We start from the raw sequence: 19,880 nt of genomic DNA, 5'->3' as shown, positions 1-19,880 counted from the left end.
TTAGAATGATAAAGATGGTGCTGCATCTTTCGCGAATTCTAAGAATGTTACAGCGCCACCGACTTCAATTCCATCAATGAAATCTTCTTTTGTAAGTCCCATTACATCCATTGTCATCTGACAGCCGATAAATGTCACACCAAGATCTTGTGCCATTTCAACAAGTTCTGGAATAGATGGCACATTTGCTTTTGCAAATCCTTCCGCCATCATTTCTTTACCTGCTGGCATCGGTAAGTTTTTCATCGCTTCTTTATGGATTAAGTTTAAACCTTCAAATGTAAAGAAAATGGCTACCTCTTTTTCTGTTGCTGCAGCAGCAGTGGCAATATTGAATACCTTATAAGCATCGAAAAGACCACCATTTGCTGCGATAATTGCTACTTTGTTTGACATAATAAAATCCTCCTAAAATATGTTTTTTATTTTTAATATCGAAATTATAGAAAAAATTAAATCTCTTTTTGGATGTCGCCTTTCCAAGAAGTCATTCCTGGTAAAACGTTATATACACTTGTAAAACCTGCTTTAACCAATTTTGTAGCGGCTAATTCACTGCGTTTGCCTGTTCTACAGATAACATAAATTTCTTTTGATCGATCAAGCTCATTCAAACGTGCATCCAACTCACCCATTGGAATGGATACAGCATCTTCAATGTGACCAAATGCATATTCAGCTTCTTCACGAACATCTAAAATTAGTCCATTACGTTTTGTAATTTCATCTAGTTCAATTGTTGGTTCAAACGTTTTCTCATCAACTGTTTCGTTAGAGCATTTACGAATGTAGTGATGTAACACACCGTCTTGTTCAGTCGTTCCAATGTATTGATGACCCACTGAATCAGCCCATGCTGATAGGTCTGCCTTTGACCCTTTATCTGTTGCTTGAACCTCTATAATTTGACCATCAACTAGATCAGCCATTGCTTTTTTTGTTTTTACAATAGGCATCGGGCAAGAAAAACCCTTAGCATCTAATTGTTTATCCGTTTTTAACATCTAAAATCCTCCCAAAATACCATCAGGGGTATTAAAATTGATAAAAAAAATCTATTCAACATTGCCTTCCCATTCAAGCATTCCGCCAACCATGTTTTTTACATCATAACCTTGACTTTCTAAAAATTCAGTTGCTTGACCACTACGTGCACTAGAACGGCATACCATAATATAAGGTTTGTTACGGTCAAGCTCATGCATACGGAATTCTAATAATCCAAGAGGAATATTCACAATACCAGGTATATGACCAGCTTGCACTTCTTGTACTTCACGAACATCAATTAAATTCAAATGTTCGCCCGCTTCTAAACGTTGTTGAACCTCTTTTGTTGAAATTTCTTTCATCACCTTTACCTCCTCTTTGAAAGATCTCAAAAATTTCATATCCTTTGGTAATTTAAATTAATATCACCTTTTGTTAAATACCAATACCCATACAGGTATAAATATAATTAAAAAAATATAATATAACGACTTTTCATAACTAATTGTATGCATCGTTTTGAAATTGATGCATTTCTTTTATCAAAACATAAAGCCGTTAATTGAGGAATAACTTCTCATCCAGCATTCCGAGAATACTTGAAGGTGCCTACGTTAAATTCGATCAATCATCGCTTTTACATCCTAATTCGCGTCATCCTCCAAAACAATGAATTCATTTACAAGGACTACTATATACCCCTGTAGGTATTCATGTCAACAAGAAATGTTAAATTTTTTATTCAGATATTTTAATGGTGTCTATTCTTAAGTTGTGTTTACAGAAAAAAATGTATGGATATTACATACACAAACTACTAAAGAAAAATTAAAAAAGATCTTGCATGTGAAAATTCTTCATACAAGATCTTCGATATTAACTAGTCGTGATTTAATGTAAATTCATCATAACTTAATCTATCTGAAACATTTAAATTATCGTTTATTGATTCGATGAGTTTTAATTGTTTAGCTGATAATGAATCTATCTTTTTTAATGCATCTTTTGGATCTACTACTTCTTGTTTTCCTAATCTGAAATTGTTCAAAAATAACATATGGACTTCCTGCATATCTTGGAAATTCTTCATAATTGATAACATCACTTTGTAGTTTTCCTGAGAAAAAGATTCCCCATATTTGTCTTTGAATAGTTTTTCTTCTTCTTTCCAATATGAAGCTCGATATTTCGGCAGGTCGTAATCAAGATTTGCTTTTTCAACTACATCTTTTGTTGAAACGTTATCCATCGTAGCATAATTAATAAAATCATCCAAATTATTTTCTATATTATTTTCTCTATCAAAATCATATAAACTATCATAAATACTTTCACGATATATTGCATTATAAATTGTGGATGGTTTCGTTAAATCAGCCAAAAATTTCTTCTTTTCTGTAAAATTCAAATGATCAATTCGCTTTAAAATTTTATCGCTTATAGATTTTATTGTCTTATCATCGTTAACGTCTATTTTCTCAATATTCAAAGCTTCAGCAGATATATTCAGTGTCTTTTTAACTAAACCATAGTCTTCCGGTGAAAAATAACCTTTTTCAACATAACTTTTTTCCTTATAAATAGCATTAATATCATCAACTGCCATTTGAGTTTGTTGATTGATTTTTTCTTTTTCTGCCTTACTCATACTTTGTTGAGAGGCTTTTGTTTCTTTAGGAGCATCTGAATGGGTAGAACAACCTGATGCTAAAATAGTAAGTGCGCTTATCATTAAAAATAGTATCTTTTTCACATTATCAATTCCCTTCTATCAAATATATACAATATAATAATTTCTCAATAAAGGGAACCTTTATATTAAAATAACTCAATTTAGTAGATAAAAAAGTAAGATTCTCTCTTTTTATCTAATTTTGATAAACTTCTTTAATACATTTATTAGAACAAAAACCCTTTTAATGCAAAAAAACAAATATTCAAATAGTATTTTTTCGAGAAAATCTAATTAACATGGCTACAATACATAAATAAGTATAAATAACTAGTTTTTGTCTAATAAAGAAGAATAAAAGGTATATTTTTACCAAAAAGAAAACATTTAACACTATCTTAATATAAAAGATGTTATATTCAATTTGAGTCTAAGAGTCTCAAAAAAATGTAATAGGATGGGTGGATAAAATGAAATTAAGAAGTAAATTTCAAGGTTTCAAGGTATTATCGAGTACATTTGCGATTAGTCTGTTAGTTGCATCCTTTGTACCAAGTGATGCAAGTGCTTCAAAACCGGATAAAGACAATGTTCAGTCACTAGTTAAATTAAGAATTATGGAAACAACAGACGTTCATACCAATTTACTCAACTATGATTATTACAAAAACAGCTCGGCACCTAAATTAGGGCTAGCAAAAACTGCTACGCTTGTAAAAAATGCTAGAGCAGAAGCGAAAAACTCTGTTCTAGTAGACAACGGAGACCTGATTCAAGGAACTCCTCTTGGTACGTATAAAGCAAAAGTTAATCCATTAAAAGATAAAGAAGTTCATCCTGCAATTAAAGCGATGAATCTCATGGATTACGACATGGCGACGCTTGGAAATCATGAGTTCAATTATGGATTAGATTATTTAGATGAAGTATATGATGATGCTGACTTCCCCGTTGTTAATGCAAACGTATACGTAGATGATCACGATAACAACCCAAACAATGATAAAAACAAGTATACCCCTTATAAAATCGTCAACAAAAAAGTAACCGATGAATCTGGTAAAACAAATGTCATTAAAGTTGGTTACATTGGTTTTTCCCCTCCTCAAATCAATGAGTGGGACAAAGCAAATCTAGACGGTAAGGTGATCACAAAAAATATTGTAGAAACTGCAAAAAAATATGTTCCTGAAATGGAAGAGCAAGGTGCAGATGTGATTATCGCATTAGCACACTCAGGCTTTAGTGGATCTGAAAGCAATACAGAAGATACTGTATATGCCTTATCTAAGGTACCTGGCATTGATGCCATTACATTTTCACACACACATAAATTATTCCCAGCAAAAAATCTAGCGAGTTTAGATGCTTTATTCAAAGATGCAAATGGACAACCGCTTCCTGGCGTTGATAATGAAAAAGGAACAATCAATGGTGTTGCTGCTGTACAAGCAGGTTATGGCGGTGGTTCATTAGGAATTATTGATCTTTCATTAGAAAAAGTTAAAGGAAAATGGAACGTATCTACATCTCAATCTTCTACAAGAGAAATTGAAACTGTACAACCAGACCCTACTATTGTTGAAGTAGTTAAAGCTGATCACGAAGCGACTATTCAATATGTAAATACACCAATTGGAAAAACAACAGATGACATTTATAGCTATTTCGCGCTTGTGCAAGATGATCCATCTGTTCAAGTTGTAACAAATGCTCAGAAATGGTATGTAGAAAAATATCTTGCTCTTAACAAACCAGAATTAAAGAACCTTCCTATTTTATCTGTTGGAGCACCATTTAAAGCTGGACGTAATGGTGTTGACGAATATACAGAAATTAAGAAAGGTGATTTAACGATTCGTAGCGCAGGTGATTTATATCTTTATGACAACACATTAAAAGCAGTTAAAGTAAAAGGCTCTGTGGTAAAAGAATGGATTGAAATGTCTGCTGGCCAATTCAACACAATTGATCCTACCAAAACAACAGAACAATCATTAATAAATCCTTCTTTCCCTGTCTATAATTTCGATGTGATTGACGGCGTGACATACCAAATTGATGTTACAAAGCCTGCAAAATATGCAACGAATGGCACACTTGTAAACCCAAGCTCAAGTCGTGTTGTTAATCTCGAATATGATGGAAAACCTATTGATCCAAATCAAGAATTTGTTGTAGTAACAAATAATTATCGTGCGAATGGTGGGGGTAATTTCCCAGGTCTTAAAGGTAGCGAATTAGTTGTTGATTCAGCTGATGAAAACCGCCAAATTTTAATGGATTATATTTCTGAACAAAAGGAAATTACACCAACTGCTGATCACAATTGGTCTCTTGCTCCAATAGCAGGAGATGTGAATGTTACGTTTACTACTTCTCCAAAAGCTGAGCAATATATTTCTGAAGGAAGTCCATTCACTTACACTGGTAAAACAGATTTAAAAGGCTTTGGTATCTTTAACATTAATCTAAAAAAGCAAAATCATAATGTAAAGGTTCAACTTTTAGGAGTAAATGATTTACATGGACAGTTAGATACCGTTACAAAAGTCGGGAATCTAAACGCTGGTAGTATGGAATACACTGCTGCAGCATTAAGAAAAGAAGAAGCAACTAATCCAAACACGCTAATCTTACACGCAGGCGATATGATTGGTGGAAGTCCTTTAATTTCAGCTCTTTTCCAAGATGAGCCAACAATCGAAGTGTTAGAGTCAATTGGATTCGATGCAGGAACACTAGGTAATCATGAATTTGACGAAGGAATTGATGAACTACAACGTATGATTAAAGGTGGAGATCATCCACACGGTACACCTGGTTATGATGGAATGAACTTCCCTATGGTTGCAGCAAATGCTTACGATATGCGTGATGGAAAATTAATCACAGATCCTTATACTGTTCTTACAGTTGGCGGACAAAAAATTGGTGTTATCGGTGTCGTAACGCAAGAAACACCTTCCATGATTGTAAACAAAGGAAACGAATCACTAAAAATTACAGACGAAGTAGAAGCGATTAACAAATATACGGACGAATTGAAGAAAAAAGGCATTAAATCAATCGTCGTTCTTGCCCATAATCCTGCTACGCAAACAGGCTATACAGATAAATTCGATGCAAGCAAAATTGCTGAACAAATCGATGATGAAGTCGATGTGATTTTCGCTGCACATAACCATGTAGGAGTGAATCGAGTAGTTGACAATAAATTAATTGTCCAAGCCTATTCTTATGGCTCTGCTTTCTCTGATGTAGAAGTTGAAATCGATCCAGTGTCAGGTGATATTGTTAATAAATCTGCAGAAATCAAAACAGTTTACCAAAACGCCTATACACCAGATCCAGAAGTATCGGCGATTATGAAAAAGTATGCAGACAAAGTGGAACCGATCAAAGCACAAGTTGTGGGTCAAAACGCATCAAGTCTTGAAAAAAGTTATCCAACAGTCGCAAGACAAAATAGTGACATTGCCCTTGGAAATCTGATTGCAGATGGGATGAAATATGCTATGAATGCTGACTTTGCCATGATGAACGGTGGCGGCGTTCGTGCTCAATTAGATGCAGGTGAAGTCACATATGGGGATTTATTTGCCATTCAACCATTTGGCAATGTACTCAATAAAGTCAAACTAAGTGGGGATGACCTGCGAGTAATTCTAAACAAACAAATTACAGAGAGAGGACTTGATTTCCATATCTCAGGATTTAAATACACTTATACGTATGACGATACTAGTAAAACTGGCAAAGTGGTTGATATCTTCTTACCAGACGGCAGCAAAATTGATCCATCAAAAGAATACTCCGTTGTTGTAAATAACTATATGTTTGGAAATGCTAATTATAGTATTGGTACACTTTCACAAGATATGGAAGTAGGTCCTAGTGACTTAGATGCTACGGTTGAATTTGTGAAAACTCTACGTTCTCCATTTGAGTATACAGTGGAAGGTAGAATTCAACGAGTAAACTAATTTTGATTTTTTAGAATAAGGAGAGGACTGCAGGGCTTAACATATTAAGTCTCTGCAGTTTTTTCGTGTATTTTTCTCTATTACACTTATGAATTCTTGCAGCGAACAAATAAAAGAATAATTTTAAAAGATTTTCTTCTAAATTTATTGAAAAACTTGTTGTTTTTGAAAAATTCGATAGATTAACTGCCAAATTAGGCTCACTTAAATTACTTTTCGCCTCACTTGGACTTCTTTTTGCTTCACTCAAGCTTCCTTTTGCTTTACTCGAGCTTCCTTTTGCTTCACTCGAGCTTCTTTTTGCTTCACTCGGGCTTTCTTTTGCTTCACTCGAGTTTCCTTTTGCTTCACTCGAGCTTTCTTTTGCTTCACTCGAGCTTCCTTTTGCTTCACTCGAGCTCCTTTTTGCTTCACTCAGCTTTCTTTTGCTTCACTCGAGCTTTCTTTTGCTTCACTCGAGCTCCTTTTTTCTTCACTCATTCCCATCAATATTCTTTCAATAAAAAAGAATCATAGATTTTTTATCATCTATGGCTCTTTAACAATAATTATTTAATGAGACATACTTTTAAAATTCATACTCATAGGCAATTTTATATAGCTCTATTAGTTCTTCTTGCGTTGGTACCTTTGGGTTATTTGCTGGGCTACCACTTGCTATGGCATCGACTGCCATTTTCGGAATCGCTGTATAAAAGGCGTCTTTCTCGATACCCCATTCCTGTAAGTTGCCAATTTTCATTTTTTTGCACATTTCCCTTATCGAATCGATGACTAAATCTGCTAGTTCTTCTTGTGATAAATTCTTATCTTTTTTATTAAAAAATTTACCTAAATCAGCTAATCGCTCGATACATGCATCTTTGGAATATTCTAAAACAGCTGGTAGCAACATGGCATTCGAAATACCATGTGGTACGTGGAATAGAGCTCCAATCGGCCGGGACATTCCATGAACTAAAGCTACTGAAGCATTAGAAAATGACTGTCCTGCTTGTAATGAACCAATTGACATCGCTTCTCGTGCGTCAAGATCACTACCATCTTCATACACTTTTAAGATATTGTTGACGATTAAGTCAATTGCCGATAATGCAAGCATATTTGAATAGGTATGTGCTAATCGTGATAAGTAACTTTCAATAGCATGGCTTAGTGCATCAATTCCTGTTGCAGCTGTAATGGATGGTGGTGATGTAAGAGTTAAGACAGGATCGACAATTGCTATGTTTGGTAAAAATGCAGGTTGCTTAATCATCATTTTCACATCATTTGTCGTGTTCGTAATCACTGTTGCATCCGTTGCCTCTGAGCCTGTACCCGCAGTAGTTGGGATGGCAATATGGGGAATCGGTGTGATCTCTGCAATTTTTTGCATTTTCATATAGTCTCCGATATATCCTCCATTTGTAGCTACGACCGCAATCGCCTTTGCAACATCAATACAACTACCCCCACCAACCGAAATAATCACATCGCATTCTTCATCCTGTAATATTTCAAGTCCTTCCATTACATACGTATCAACCGGTTCCGACTTTATACCTAGATATGAAGCCGCTCCCAATCCTTGACCTTTTAAAAAAGTAGAACATTGATTAACAAAACCTAGCTTCTCCATGATTGGATCACTGATAATTAGAGCCTTCGTACCTAATTTTTTCGCATACTCTCCTACTTCTTCAAATGAGTTCCTACCATAAATAATGGTCCCTGGTGAATTGACAGCGAAGATCGTTTTAGTTTGAATCATATCTGTTATCCCCCTAAATATGCCATTTAAAAGACTTCCAATAGAACTGTTTAGTAAATTAAGATTGTTTGTCCTAACTGTAATACTCCAATATATTTTGGATTACTTTACCATATTCTTCTTTTTTATATAATTTCCCTTCTCTTTAGTTTAAAGGCTCTCTTGGAGAGGAAATTATATCAATATTCATATTCCATTTCACAAAAAAAGCAGTACTGAATAAGTCACTTTAAATTGACTTATTCAGTACTGCGCCTCAATCAGCGAACTATATATTTTTATAATTATTCGAAATAATTCTCTTTAATTCCTCTTCAGCTTAAAGTTTCGTGAACTTTAGTCCGTTTATTCCCATGATTTCAATGTCATCACCTGATTTTAATGTAAAGGTTACCTTTTTAACACCGAATTCAGGGTCAGTAGATAGGATTTCATTTACTACTAAATTATACTCTCCACGCTTGATGATTAAGTTTCCTGAACCATTTATAACAGTAGCTGTATATCTTCCTGGTCGAATATCCTTTCCCGCTACCCAACGTCCAGCATGTAAAGTTGAGCGATAACCACGTTTAGCTGGTGTAAAAGTAGCATTCTTTAAATTCATAATTTGAATTTTATCACCTTTTTTGAATTCTGCAGTTGCTTTTGAAACACCAAACTCTCCATTTTCTGAAGTAAGGATCTCATTAACAACCAAATCATATTTGCCACGTGTGACGATTAAATTTCCGCCATTACTATCTGATGTAGTGACATCATAAAAACCAGGATTTAAATCTTTGCCAACTACCCAGCTTCCTGTAGTCAAGGTTTTCTTTGCTGCTTTTAGAACTACTTTCACTTTGACTGTTTTATATTTACCATTCACCGTTTTTGCTTTGATTGTTGCAGTACCGAGGCCGACTGCAGTAACTTTACCATTTTGGTCCACTTTTACTATTTTCGAATTGGAAGAAGACCAACTAATTTTTTTATAAGTCGTATTGCTAGGTTTGATAGCTGCTACAAGCTGAGCGCTACTCCCTTTTCCTAATGTAAAGTTAGTTTTATTTATCGATACTGATTTTGCTTGTACAGGTGCTTTGACTACCACTTTTATTTTTGCACTTTTAGCTGATTTAGCCTTTGCCGTAATTGTTACGGTGCCTGGTTTTTTCGCTTTAATAGTCCCTTTACTACTTACTGACGCAATTTTCGAGTTAGATGTTGACCATGTTACACTTTTTTGTGTTGCATCACTTGGACTAACAATCGCTTTTACAGTTGAAGATTTACCTGAAACGAGGGTTAAGGATGATTTATTGGCTTTTACTGTTTTAGTAGAAACATTTACTTTAATCGTTGTAACTAATTTTTCGTTTCCAACAGCTGTTGCAGAAATCACAGCATTACCATTAGCTTTCGCAGTAATAAGCCCTTCGCTTGATACAGTTGCGATCTTTGCATTGGAAGTTGTCCATTTAACTTTTTTGTTTTCTGCATTCGTTGGAGCTACAGTTGCTTTTACTAAATATTTTTGACCATTCGCAATATGTAAGCTTGTTTTATTTACTGAAATTTTTGTTGGCAAAATGGGTGTTACAGTGACATTTACTTGACTTGTAACACTCGGATTTGCAACTGATGTTACGACAATTGATGTTTTACCTGCTGATACCCCTTTTACTTCTCCAGTTTCCGATACAGTGGCAATATTCGTATTATTGCTCTTCCATGTTACTTCTTGATTTTGTGCATCACTTGGTACAATGGTTGATTTTAGTGTAAATGTATTACCTTTTTGAATAGAAATATCATTGCTATTTAAGACAATTGATGAAGGTAAAACAGTTTCTCCCGGCACCGTTTCATCAGCAAAAGTCTCTTTAGCAAAGCCAAAACTAAAAATAACAAACATTGCCAAAATCATCTTTACAATTAAATAATTCTTCATTTTTTTACTCCTTTTCAATAAATTTATGTATCTTTATATCAGATACTTCAGTTATTTTATAATATAAATTTATCATTGTATATGAAAATTAATACATTTTTGATATCGAACGTATAAATAGTGCAGGATATCTCCAATTGGTAATAGTTCCACCAATTTCATCTATTTGACATCTGAGAATTCTGGTAGATTTTTATTTTCTTTTTACTTCCTTGTATAATGAGGTACTAGCACTTAATACATTAATGCATTTAAAGAAAGCATAAATTGCAACTAAAAATACTAAAAATAAATAACCCACCTGAGAGATTATGTTTACTCCTCGATGGGTTATTCTTTTATTTCATACTATTTAAATCTCCATCCCCACTTCTTCAAAGGATGCCATATTTTTCATCATGCTAGATGCAGCTTCAATAATTGGAAAGGCCAATGCTGCTCCAGAACCTTCACCTAGGCACATATCCATCATTAACATAGGTTCCTTTCCTAATAGTTCACTTGCCTTTCTCCCTCCTGGCTCATCTGTTGCATGCGAAGTAATCAGATAATCCTTCACTTTTGGCTCAATTGTTACAGCGATTAATGCAGAAACGGTAGAGATAAGACCATCTACCACAAAAGGTACACGATTAGCTGCAGCTGCAAGCATAACACCAGCCATACCTCCGATTTCCAATCCCCCTACTTTAGCCAAAACATCAATTCCATCAGATGGATTTGGTTGGTTTATCTCAATGGCATTTCGAATCACTTCTATCTTATGTGCTAATCCACCTTGTCCAAGTCCAGCACCTTTACCTGCTATTTCGTTCGGTTCACAATTAGCAAAAACAGATAATATGGCTGTACTTGGTGTTGTATTGCTTATACCCATTTCACCTGTCCCTAACAAGTTGACGCCATTTTGTATTTCAGTAGTAGCAATTTGAATCCCCACTTCTAAAGCTTGGATCGCTTCATTTCTCGTCATAGCAGGACCTTTTGCGATATTGCCCGAGCCTCTTTTGATTTTTTGAATGATGACACCAGCATCGCTTGGAATATCCTCTTTTACTCCAATATCAACAGTCACAATTTTAGCACCGGAAACCTTTGCAATTGTCCCTACCCCAGTGATTCCTTTTGCAATATTTAATGTTTGTGCAAATGTCACTTCTTGAGGATTATTTGTAACCCCTTCTTCATATACACCATGATCCGCAGCCATTACAATGACGGCCTTTTGATCAATTGCGGGGAATAGCTTACCAGTAATCCCTGCTAATTGTATTGCGATGTCTTCCAATTTCCCCAAACTTTTTGGAGGTTTGATAAGACTATCAACTCTCTGTCTTGCCTTTGCCATCATATCTTGATCAAGACTTTCAATCTTTTCAATCGTTTGTTGTAATAAGTTCATTTTTCATCTCTCCCGAATAAAATTAAAAGCCTGCAGTTTATTTGCATTGCAAATAAACCGCAGACTTTTCCATCATCTGTTCTATTCAAGTATTAAGGCAGGTCTCCTGGCTCGAGGTCATCATTTCATCAGGCCTTCCCAGAGCATTGTCCAGTGGCATTTCTGATTAAACTCCCCCCTACAGTGGCGGGTCCGCTGAAGCTTTTCACTTCATTCCCTATTCTCCTTTTGTTAAAGGCACCTTATACTTTTATTAAATTTTCTATTAATTATATTACTCGGGAATGGAATAGAAAGCAATAGTACTTATTTTTTGAAATTCAATATCTCTGGCTTTGTTGTAATTCTTTTTGTATAATCTCTTTTATTTTTTCATTCCCCATTACACCAATAGGGAAAACATTCGATTTTTCAGAATAAATAAGCCTAAAAGTTACTCCATTTTTCAATTCTATTTCTAAAAAAATTGGTTCATCAGTATAATCGACATCTTTTACTTTTAAATTATCCCATGCTTCAATGAATTCTTTCATGGATGAAGGTGAAAAAGTATGCAATCTTCTTCCATCTTCTGTACTTTCAATATAAATATTTTTGACATAATCTTTTAGCGGATACAATTCTTTTGCTATTTTAGCTTTTTTGTTCTGATGCGATACATATACCTTATTATCTGCTAAAACGAGAAAAGATGATGGATATCCATTTACTTCATAAATAGCTGTTCCTTTTTCAATAAAGGCAGCATCTCCGTTTTTCATCTTATGATTACTACACGCATTATCAGCCATTTTATAAAGAACTTCGCCTATTTTCTTTCCTTTTTTAACATTTAAATTACTACTCTCTTCAGGTGGTTCTGGAAATTGGTGCTCATATTTTATTTCATGAATCATTAACACATCTACCCACTCTATTATAGCATCAGGACATTTACCAAAATAACCTATTGGCCGACTACAAGAAGCTAGAAACGTACTAAGAAGAATTATTACAAGGACACTTTTTAGTTTCATCATTTTCCTCCTTGTATATTTATAGGTATTACTTTTTCTTCTGTATTTTTACCTTTATCTTTATTTTATTGTAACATGTGGTAATTAATGTGATATATACAACAAATATTTTTCTTTTTATGTATGATTAATTTAAAGACTATTTGAATGGATACTTATGTGTGAGCTAAAAAGTTAGCGGAGGTGGAAAATGATTAAATCTCTGGGTCAAAAAATTCATATTATTGGACCTGTAGGAAGTGGAAAAACTACAATCGCAAAAAAAATCGCTTTAATTAATCAATGTGATTATTTTGAATTAGATAACATTGTTTGGATTCGTTCAGAAAATGGTGATATTCGTCGCTCAGAAGATGAAAGAGATTCAATTTTACAGCAAATCATAGAAAATGAAAAATGGGTTATTGAAGGTGCACATTATCAACTGTGGACATCACCAAGTTTAAAATCAGCAGACAGTATTATCTATTTAGAGCCTTCGTATTTTACTAGAATCTATAGAGTCAATAAACGATTTATAAAGCAACTACTGAAAATTGAACAAGCCAATTATAAGCCTACATTTCAAATGCTGAGAAAGATGTTTGAGTGGAGTCAATTCCACGATAAAATGGGTAAACATTTAATCCAACAAACGCTTAATCCATATCAAGATAAAGTGATTTTGATCAAATCAAAAAAGGATTTAAATAGGTTGTTAGAAGAGTCAATTTCATAATTCAAAGTTTTGTTAAAAAACACGAACATTAAATTTGGACCATTGTTATATGCCATATCTATTAGAACATTATTTATTAATTCAAGAAGTGCTTACCGTGAGTTCGATGAAATTTTAAGGCGAGTAAATAATGCTTATTTTATTTCTACCCCATTTACAAAAAACGAAAACAGATAGCAACATATGTAAATAATCTAATTGTCTAAAAGAAATCTTTAAAACCATAATTCATCCAATTTTATACATAAACAAAAAAGAGCTTAGAAACCTTTTAAATCAAAGGTTCTAGGCTTCTTTTTATTACTCTTACTCGATAGTAGCTGGTGGCTTTGTATAGAAATTATAAAGAACCAGTAAAAACGTGGGTCATCATATACTCGCCTAGATAGGTCAATAGCTGACAGGTTGATCTTTAAATGAGCCTAGAGTATTGACATGTTCATTCATACATCATAACCCAATATTTATCATTTGAATTGCCCTCTTCAACAACCTTTTTCCATCCATTCCGTTCATAGAACATCATTGCTTTATGATTCTTAGATACACACTTTAATTTCAATGGACGATTCATCTTCTCTATAGAAGCATTAAGTAACTGTCCACCAACACCCTTCCCCATAAAGTCTGGGTGAACAAATAAATTATGGATAAAATTATCGGGTAAGTACAATGAAGCGAATCCAAGGATATGATTGTTCTCTTCGACAACAACGATGTACTCTCCTACAGTATTTTCATCAAAATCTTCCAAAAACATCTCTTCGGTATTTTCCCAAAAAAAGTTTTTACGACGTGATTGCAAATACACATTTCTTAATTCTGGATAGTCTAACTCATTTGCCACTCTAATTTGCATGAATTCACTCTCTTTCCTTACTTATACTAATTACTGCTTCTTTAAAATTATTAACTCTGAAGGTAAAATACTAATGTTATCTAAGCATAAAACAACATTCAGTATTAAAATTGAGAAATTGGACTTTTTTTGCTACTCCAGTAAAGCGCTCGCTACCTGTTTGAAATAAGGCAATATTGGAATGCTTATAAATTCGCGTCCATCCGTCTTATATTTTCAGCATGCGCTTCAATAATTATATTTTATATAATTTGGTTTATCTCTTACATAATATTCGCGTTATTGTAATAAATATCCTCTATTTTCGATACGCTAAAACAAAGAAACCCCACTTCTCTTGATGCTCCCGCAGGTTTGCCGATTGATCGATTTTAAAAGAACCTGAATCAGTTTGACAAAGCATGTTCTTGCGGTATGCGTTCTTTTCTTGCGTCTTGTCTTATCCATGAAAATAATAATACCTAGGCTACGACTGCAATTGCCACACCGATAGTCCCGAACCATGGGATGGATGATAAGGATATCCGATCCACTGCAAGGCCGCGGATTCTGAAGTCCTTTTTTTTATTTATGATAAAAATTAAACTAAACATATGTACTTTTTTATTGAACTATACTTCCCTTCAGTTGAATAAAAAAATTAGTCGGCAATGGGAGCTATTAAAGGTTTATTTCCATAGGATTAAGAATATAAAGTAATAAAAGTAAAAAAAAAGGGAGTGACTACATGATTCATGATTTAAAGGAATATGTAATATATTTAAATGGGATTCATAAACGAACGATGCAATATGTGAAAGTAATACCTAATGAATTCCTAGATTGGAAGCCTTCTGATGATAAATTTTCTACAGGTGATTTATTGCGACATATCGCATCTTCTCGATTGATGTTTCTTGGTATATTTGAACATGGTTCGTGGACATACACAGGACATGATACTGGTAAGGGGGCTTCTCTTAAAGATATTTCCAATTATTTAGAAGCATGTCAGATTAAACTAACAAAGGGTCTATTAAAAATCGGAAACGATGTGTTGACAAGAAAGGTTATAACCCTTCACGGTCATGAAGTTAGTTCGTGGAGAATACTTATGGCAATTCCTGAACATGAAATCCATCATCGCGGACAAATCTCCACATATTTACAAATGAATAAAATTGAGCCACCTCAAATTTTCGGATTAAAAAGAGCTTTGGAGATAACCGTTTATCCAAAGCTTTATTTTTATGTCTTGTTACACTAGACTGCCATTTAGTTTAAGTAAAAGTCTTCACAATTTCTTCACCTCTTACCAATATCTTCATTATTTAAAGTATTTGCTCATCGTTCAAATGCATAGTTGAATTGAGAAAAATATTCGTGTTTTTAAACTAGAAAAGTATTTATGAAATTATTTCAGAACACTCGTTTTTTTATCTATATTTAGAATAAAATACAAAAAATATAAGCTGTAACATTTGTAATGAAACTGTAAATTCCACTTGCCAAGCCTTACATATCAAGCCTTCATCTTACCTTGGCTTAGGTAGGGAAAATTTTACCTCATAGGACCCTCCGTTTTTATTGCTAACATTAAGTTTGTAAAGAGCACACAGGAGGTACTCAAACATATGAAAAAACGATTTCTAACAACAAGTATTGCACTTACAATAGGTTTAAGCACATTTGGTGGAATATTACCAGCAACAAATCAAGCAATGGATGTAAAAGCTGCAACTACCACAAATGTTCAAAATAACGATCAAGCTGTCGCGGCGAAGGCAGACCAACTAATCCAAACAGGTAAAAGTTTAATAGGTCAAGCAACTTATAGTAATACTGTGTACAAGCCAACTTATCCTTACAAATTCTCTTGTGCTTCATTTTTAATGTACATTTTCGAGAAAAATGGCGTAGATCTTGCAACATATAACGAAGATTATATGATTCAACAAGGTACTTATGTTCCAAGAAATCAATTACAAAAAGGCGATTTATTATTCTTTAAGAGTAAAAAAACAGGAACTGATCCTGATCATGTAGGTATGTATATTGGTGATAACAAAATGATCCACATGGCTGACTCTAAACAAAACATCATCATTTCTGATTTGAATAGCAAGCCATATTATACAGATAATTATGTATCTGCACGCAGAGTATTACCTACTTTACTTCCAGCAAATCCTGCAACTAAAGGGGATATGATTGTTCAAAATGCTTTTGATTACAAAAATAAAGTAACAATGAGCACAACTAATGATGAAAAGAATTTACGTTTCACTGGTCCTGGATTTGTAAACTATGTTTTTAAAAAAAGTGGCGTAAATCTTGGTTCAACAAACTTAAAAGATCAAATGAATCTTGGAACGACTGTTTCACGAAATAATCTTAAAAAAGGTGATTTAGTGTTCTTTAATAGTGTACCGGGATCTACTACACCTTCTCAGGTAGCCATCTATGCCGGCGATCAACGTTTAATCATTCCAAGTTCTAGTGGTATTACTACAAGAGTATTGTTTGTTGACTATTATAATCAACACTATATTAAAGCAAAACGAGTTTTTTAACATAGTTTAACGCTAAATTTGTAGTAAAAACTTTCATGTGCAATTAGCTTACTATGAAGCTATGAATATTATTTTCAAAGAATAAAAGAAGCATTCTTTCAATGAAGGATGCTTCTTTTGTTCGTTCTTCTAGCTATTTTTTAAGTTCTTTGCAAATTCAATCATAGCCCTACTAGACATTGGGCCTTTTATCAGCAATATTGTGTCAGAATCAAGGATTGGCTTCAGAATGTCTAATATTCCTTTTACATTTTCAAATATATGAACTTCTGCATTTGTTCCTTCCTTTTTAGCTTGAATTGCTATTTCTTCTGCTTTCTTTCCAATAGTGATCAGCATATGAACATTTCTTTGGGCGACCATCGTACCGATTTCACGATGGTATTTTTTTTCGAAGTTCCCTAATCGTTTAATATCTCCAAGTACAAGGACTACCTTCTTATCTTTTCCTATTGTATCCAAAACCTTCAGAGCTGCTTCAACAGATGTTGGGTTATTTGTCCATGTATCATCTATTATAGTACTTCCACCCAAACCCGTTGAGAATTCTAGGTGTCTCTCCATCTGTTTAAACGTCTTTAAACCTGAAATAGCTTTATTGATAGGTATACCCATTTCTATTACAGCAGCAATAGCAGCTAATGCATTGTATACTTGGTGTTCACCGTATCCAGGTACAAACACAGAATATGTTTGATTCGATACATGGAGTTGAAATTTCATACCGTTTTCTATAAATTGACTATCGGAGGCTTTGAAATCCGCATGTCCTTGTAAGCCAAAACGTAAAATTTTGCCTTTAAAGTTATGCAATGAAATTTTTTTCGTATTTTCATCATCTGCGTTGATAATTAATGTACCTTTATTTGATAATCCCTCTACAATTTCTGATTTTGCTTTTATATAACCTTCTAGATTATTGCATCCATCTAAATGATGCACACCAATATTTGTAATGATACCAATTGTAGGTTTGTAAATCATACATTGATGTTTAATATTTCCCGTGTTTCCTAAACCTAGCTCAAACACTGCAGCTTTTGTTGTTTCATTGATACCTGTCAAGTATGGTAAGGATTGACGCGGCTCATTTTTACTACTAATAGATGCCTGCACATTCCAATCAATACTTAGAATATGTTTTATCATTTCTTTGGTTGTGGTTTTCCCACATGTCCCTGTTAACGCGACGACGGGTATTTGGAAAAGGCCTCTGTAATATTCAATAAATGTCCAATAGGCTTGTAAAACACTTTTTACTCTTATTACGGTTGTATTAGAAAGCGCCTGTTTTAGTTCCGATGTAGGTTTATCAGAAATGACAAGAGAAGGGCCCTTATTGTCAATTACTCGCCAGTTTACTGAATCATTTTTATTAGCAAACATTAGTGTGTTAGGATGGATCAGGTCATGCCGATCATAATAGATTGCATGGTTGACATGCCACTCCACTGAACCACTTACTAATTCTCCTTGCAGTAATTTTTGAATGTTTTTTACATACAATGGTTGCAATATAACACCTTCTTCTTAAATAGTTTGAACTGCTGGGATGAATGGATTCAAATATATTATTTTGAGGTATTTCTAATATTCAATATCGTTTTATACATTGTTTTATCTTCCAAATCATTAAACATTTTAATATCAGGAACCTTATTACCTTCAAAAATCCATAATTCCCCTTTTTTTGTCATACCTATGTCAAAACCAACTATTTTAAGCCCTGCATTATTTTCAACTAACAAATCTGTAGCAATCTTGCAAATCTTATTCAATCGATATTCGATTTTTTTGATATCAACTCGCGTAATCTTTGCATCATACAAAGCTTTTTCTAACGTGAGTAATTTTTGGGCTGCATTTGTAATAATAAACTGTTCCCCAGCGACCTTTACTAACTTACCAGTTATTTTCCAAATATCATCTGTTTTCTGTAATACAACACGTATATCAATCGGACTCTTGTTGATTGTTGCCAATGCAATTCTTTGTTGTACAATATACTCGTTTTCGGTAAGTAGTTTTTTTTTAATATACTTAAAAGCTCTTTTCATGCTTGGTTGTATTATTTTCTTTATTCCAGTATGAATTTCATATGTGGAGTTGCTTTTTCTTCGAACTTGAATAATACCTATGCCATTTTGTCCGATATACGGCTTCAAAATGATGGATTTATAGCGTTGTAAATACAGGCGGAATGTTTCTGGAGTGAGTAATTCTGTATTAGGCAAATATTTATGGAGCTTACGATTTCTTCTTAGTTCATGATACTGACTCCATTTACTGTTTGAAAGATGCAAGACCGAATCGAAAATCCATATATCACCATAAAAATCACAAGCTATATCTAGCACAATGGTATGGCAATCTGAGAATGATTCGCCTAGCTTTGTAGATGCGCGGATAGCAATCTTCAGTATTTTTTCGAGATAGATTGCAGAAACGAAACTAGCGAGGGTTGAATGTATCTTTTTCGTTTGTGAAGCTAGATACCATTCAGATAATGGGGTATTTCTGTGCATTGTTACAAACTGTCGAAATAATTGATGCGTAGTTGGTGACCTTTGAATAGTATAGTATTGTTGTTTCGTTTCGTTTTTCAATGTAGTATAAAGTGCTTCTTTATCAATGACAGTTGTTATTTTGCTATTTGTTTTTATGTGGTATTGATTATTTTTTTGAAAAACACAAATTTCTTCAGTACCGTATACTGCTTTTACTACAATTGGTTCATTTTCATTCAACATAGTTATTAAAGATTGCTCTGAAAAAAGTTCTGTTTTTACGAGATATTTTCTTAATTTTTCATCAGCAAATAATATTTTATATTGATTAATTCTCCCCCTACTAGATTTCATTTCTTTTTCCCCCTGTTCTAGAGAAACCCTCGGCTATTTGGAGGCAACTGAAAAACTAGTTTAATACAAAAATTTAAAGTAAAAATCTGGTTTTTTCCTAAAGTGGATTCGACTTCGCTTTCGTGCTAAGCGAGC

General features: G+C 33.8%; 16 protein-coding genes and 1 riboswitch. Of the genes, 4 read left to right on the top strand and 12 right to left on the bottom strand.

Annotation, left to right across the window (positions count from 1 at the left end):
- From ABE048_RS10675 to ABE048_RS10660, 4 genes are all read right to left on the bottom strand, one after another.
- Window positions 1–396: a DsrE/DsrF/DrsH-like family protein gene (locus tag ABE048_RS10675; RefSeq protein WP_430311260.1), complete on the bottom strand. Its 396-nt coding sequence runs from the start codon at window positions 394–396 to the stop codon at window positions 1–3.
- Window positions 397–452: 56 nt separating this feature from the next.
- Entirely contained in the window at window positions 453–1,004 is a 552-nt protein-coding gene (locus ABE048_RS10670; protein ID WP_430311259.1) for a sulfurtransferase TusA family protein, read from the bottom strand.
- A 51-nt stretch (window positions 1,005–1,055) separates the two neighbouring features.
- A complete protein-coding gene (locus tag ABE048_RS10665) occupies window positions 1,056–1,352 on the bottom strand; it encodes a rhodanese-like domain-containing protein (protein WP_430311258.1) in 297 nt (98 codons plus the stop codon).
- Window positions 1,353–1,870: 518 nt separating this feature from the next.
- Window positions 1,871–2,743, bottom strand: a complete 873-nt coding sequence (locus ABE048_RS10660) for a hypothetical protein (RefSeq protein ID WP_430311257.1) — start codon at window positions 2,741–2,743, stop codon at window positions 1,871–1,873.
- A 389-nt stretch (window positions 2,744–3,132) separates the two neighbouring features.
- On the opposite strand from ABE048_RS10660, the gene ABE048_RS10655 reads away from it, so the two are divergent.
- Entirely contained in the window at window positions 3,133–6,648 is a 3,516-nt protein-coding gene (locus ABE048_RS10655) for a bifunctional 2',3'-cyclic-nucleotide 2'-phosphodiesterase/3'-nucleotidase (RefSeq protein WP_430311256.1), read from the top strand.
- Window positions 6,649–6,894: 246 nt separating this feature from the next.
- Here ABE048_RS10655 and ABE048_RS10650 read toward each other — a convergent pair whose 3' ends face one another.
- From ABE048_RS10650 to ABE048_RS10630, 5 genes are all read right to left on the bottom strand, one after another.
- Window positions 6,895–7,062, bottom strand: coding sequence for a hypothetical protein (locus tag ABE048_RS10650; protein ID WP_430311254.1), 168 nt, complete (start codon window positions 7,060–7,062; stop codon window positions 6,895–6,897).
- A 154-nt stretch (window positions 7,063–7,216) separates the two neighbouring features.
- Window positions 7,217–8,401: an iron-containing alcohol dehydrogenase gene (locus tag ABE048_RS10645; protein WP_430311252.1), complete on the bottom strand. Its 1,185-nt coding sequence runs from the start codon at window positions 8,399–8,401 to the stop codon at window positions 7,217–7,219.
- Between the two features lie 319 nt (window positions 8,402–8,720).
- A complete protein-coding gene (locus tag ABE048_RS10640) occupies window positions 8,721–10,337 on the bottom strand; it encodes an Ig-like domain-containing protein (protein ID WP_430311250.1) in 1,617 nt (538 codons plus the stop codon).
- A gap of 352 nt (window positions 10,338–10,689) precedes the next feature.
- A complete protein-coding gene (gene cobT, locus ABE048_RS10635; RefSeq protein ID WP_430311248.1) occupies window positions 10,690–11,739 on the bottom strand; it encodes a nicotinate-nucleotide--dimethylbenzimidazole phosphoribosyltransferase in 1,050 nt (349 codons plus the stop codon).
- A 79-nt stretch (window positions 11,740–11,818) separates the two neighbouring features.
- Window positions 11,819–11,999: riboswitch (cobalamin riboswitch) on the bottom strand.
- A gap of 60 nt (window positions 12,000–12,059) precedes the next feature.
- A complete protein-coding gene (locus ABE048_RS10630; RefSeq protein ID WP_430311246.1) occupies window positions 12,060–12,755 on the bottom strand; it encodes a hypothetical protein in 696 nt (231 codons plus the stop codon).
- A 190-nt stretch (window positions 12,756–12,945) separates the two neighbouring features.
- On the opposite strand from ABE048_RS10630, the gene ABE048_RS10625 reads away from it, so the two are divergent.
- Window positions 12,946–13,473 carry a DNA topology modulation protein FlaR gene (locus ABE048_RS10625; protein WP_430311244.1) on the top strand — a complete coding sequence of 176 codons (528 nt, stop codon included), beginning with the start codon at window positions 12,946–12,948 and terminating at the stop codon, window positions 13,471–13,473.
- Between the two features lie 439 nt (window positions 13,474–13,912).
- On the opposite strand, the gene ABE048_RS10620 is transcribed toward ABE048_RS10625, so the two are convergent.
- Entirely contained in the window at window positions 13,913–14,332 is a 420-nt protein-coding gene (locus ABE048_RS10620) for a GNAT family N-acetyltransferase (protein WP_430311242.1), read from the bottom strand.
- A gap of 727 nt (window positions 14,333–15,059) precedes the next feature.
- On the opposite strand from ABE048_RS10620, the gene ABE048_RS10615 reads away from it, so the two are divergent.
- Window positions 15,060–15,578 (top strand): DinB family protein, encoded by a 519-nt coding sequence (locus ABE048_RS10615; RefSeq protein WP_430311240.1) that lies wholly within the window; start codon window positions 15,060–15,062, stop codon window positions 15,576–15,578.
- A gap of 367 nt (window positions 15,579–15,945) precedes the next feature.
- Window positions 15,946–16,884: a C40 family peptidase gene (locus ABE048_RS10610; RefSeq protein WP_430311238.1), complete on the top strand. Its 939-nt coding sequence runs from the start codon at window positions 15,946–15,948 to the stop codon at window positions 16,882–16,884.
- Window positions 16,885–17,013: 129 nt separating this feature from the next.
- Here the strand turns inward: ABE048_RS10610 and ABE048_RS10605 are convergent, their stop codons facing one another.
- Together ABE048_RS10605 and ABE048_RS10600 are read right to left on the bottom strand one after the other, a co-directional pair.
- Window positions 17,014–18,399 (bottom strand): UDP-N-acetylmuramoyl-tripeptide--D-alanyl-D-alanine ligase, encoded by a 1,386-nt coding sequence (locus ABE048_RS10605; RefSeq protein ID WP_430311236.1) that lies wholly within the window; start codon window positions 18,397–18,399, stop codon window positions 17,014–17,016.
- Between the two features lie 56 nt (window positions 18,400–18,455).
- On the bottom strand, window positions 18,456–19,745 hold the full coding sequence (locus tag ABE048_RS10600; protein WP_430311234.1) for a YheC/YheD family protein: 1,290 nt from the start codon (window positions 19,743–19,745) through the stop codon (window positions 18,456–18,458).
- Between the last annotated feature and the right edge of the window lie 135 nt (window positions 19,746–19,880).

It is taken from the genome of Rummeliibacillus pycnus, from assembly GCF_050459865.1.
Taxonomy (GTDB): domain Bacteria; phylum Bacillota; class Bacilli; order Bacillales_A; family Planococcaceae; genus Rummeliibacillus; species Rummeliibacillus pycnus_B.
The sequence above is the reverse complement of the archived record's forward strand: the minus strand, read 5'-3'. Positions and strand labels throughout refer to the sequence as shown.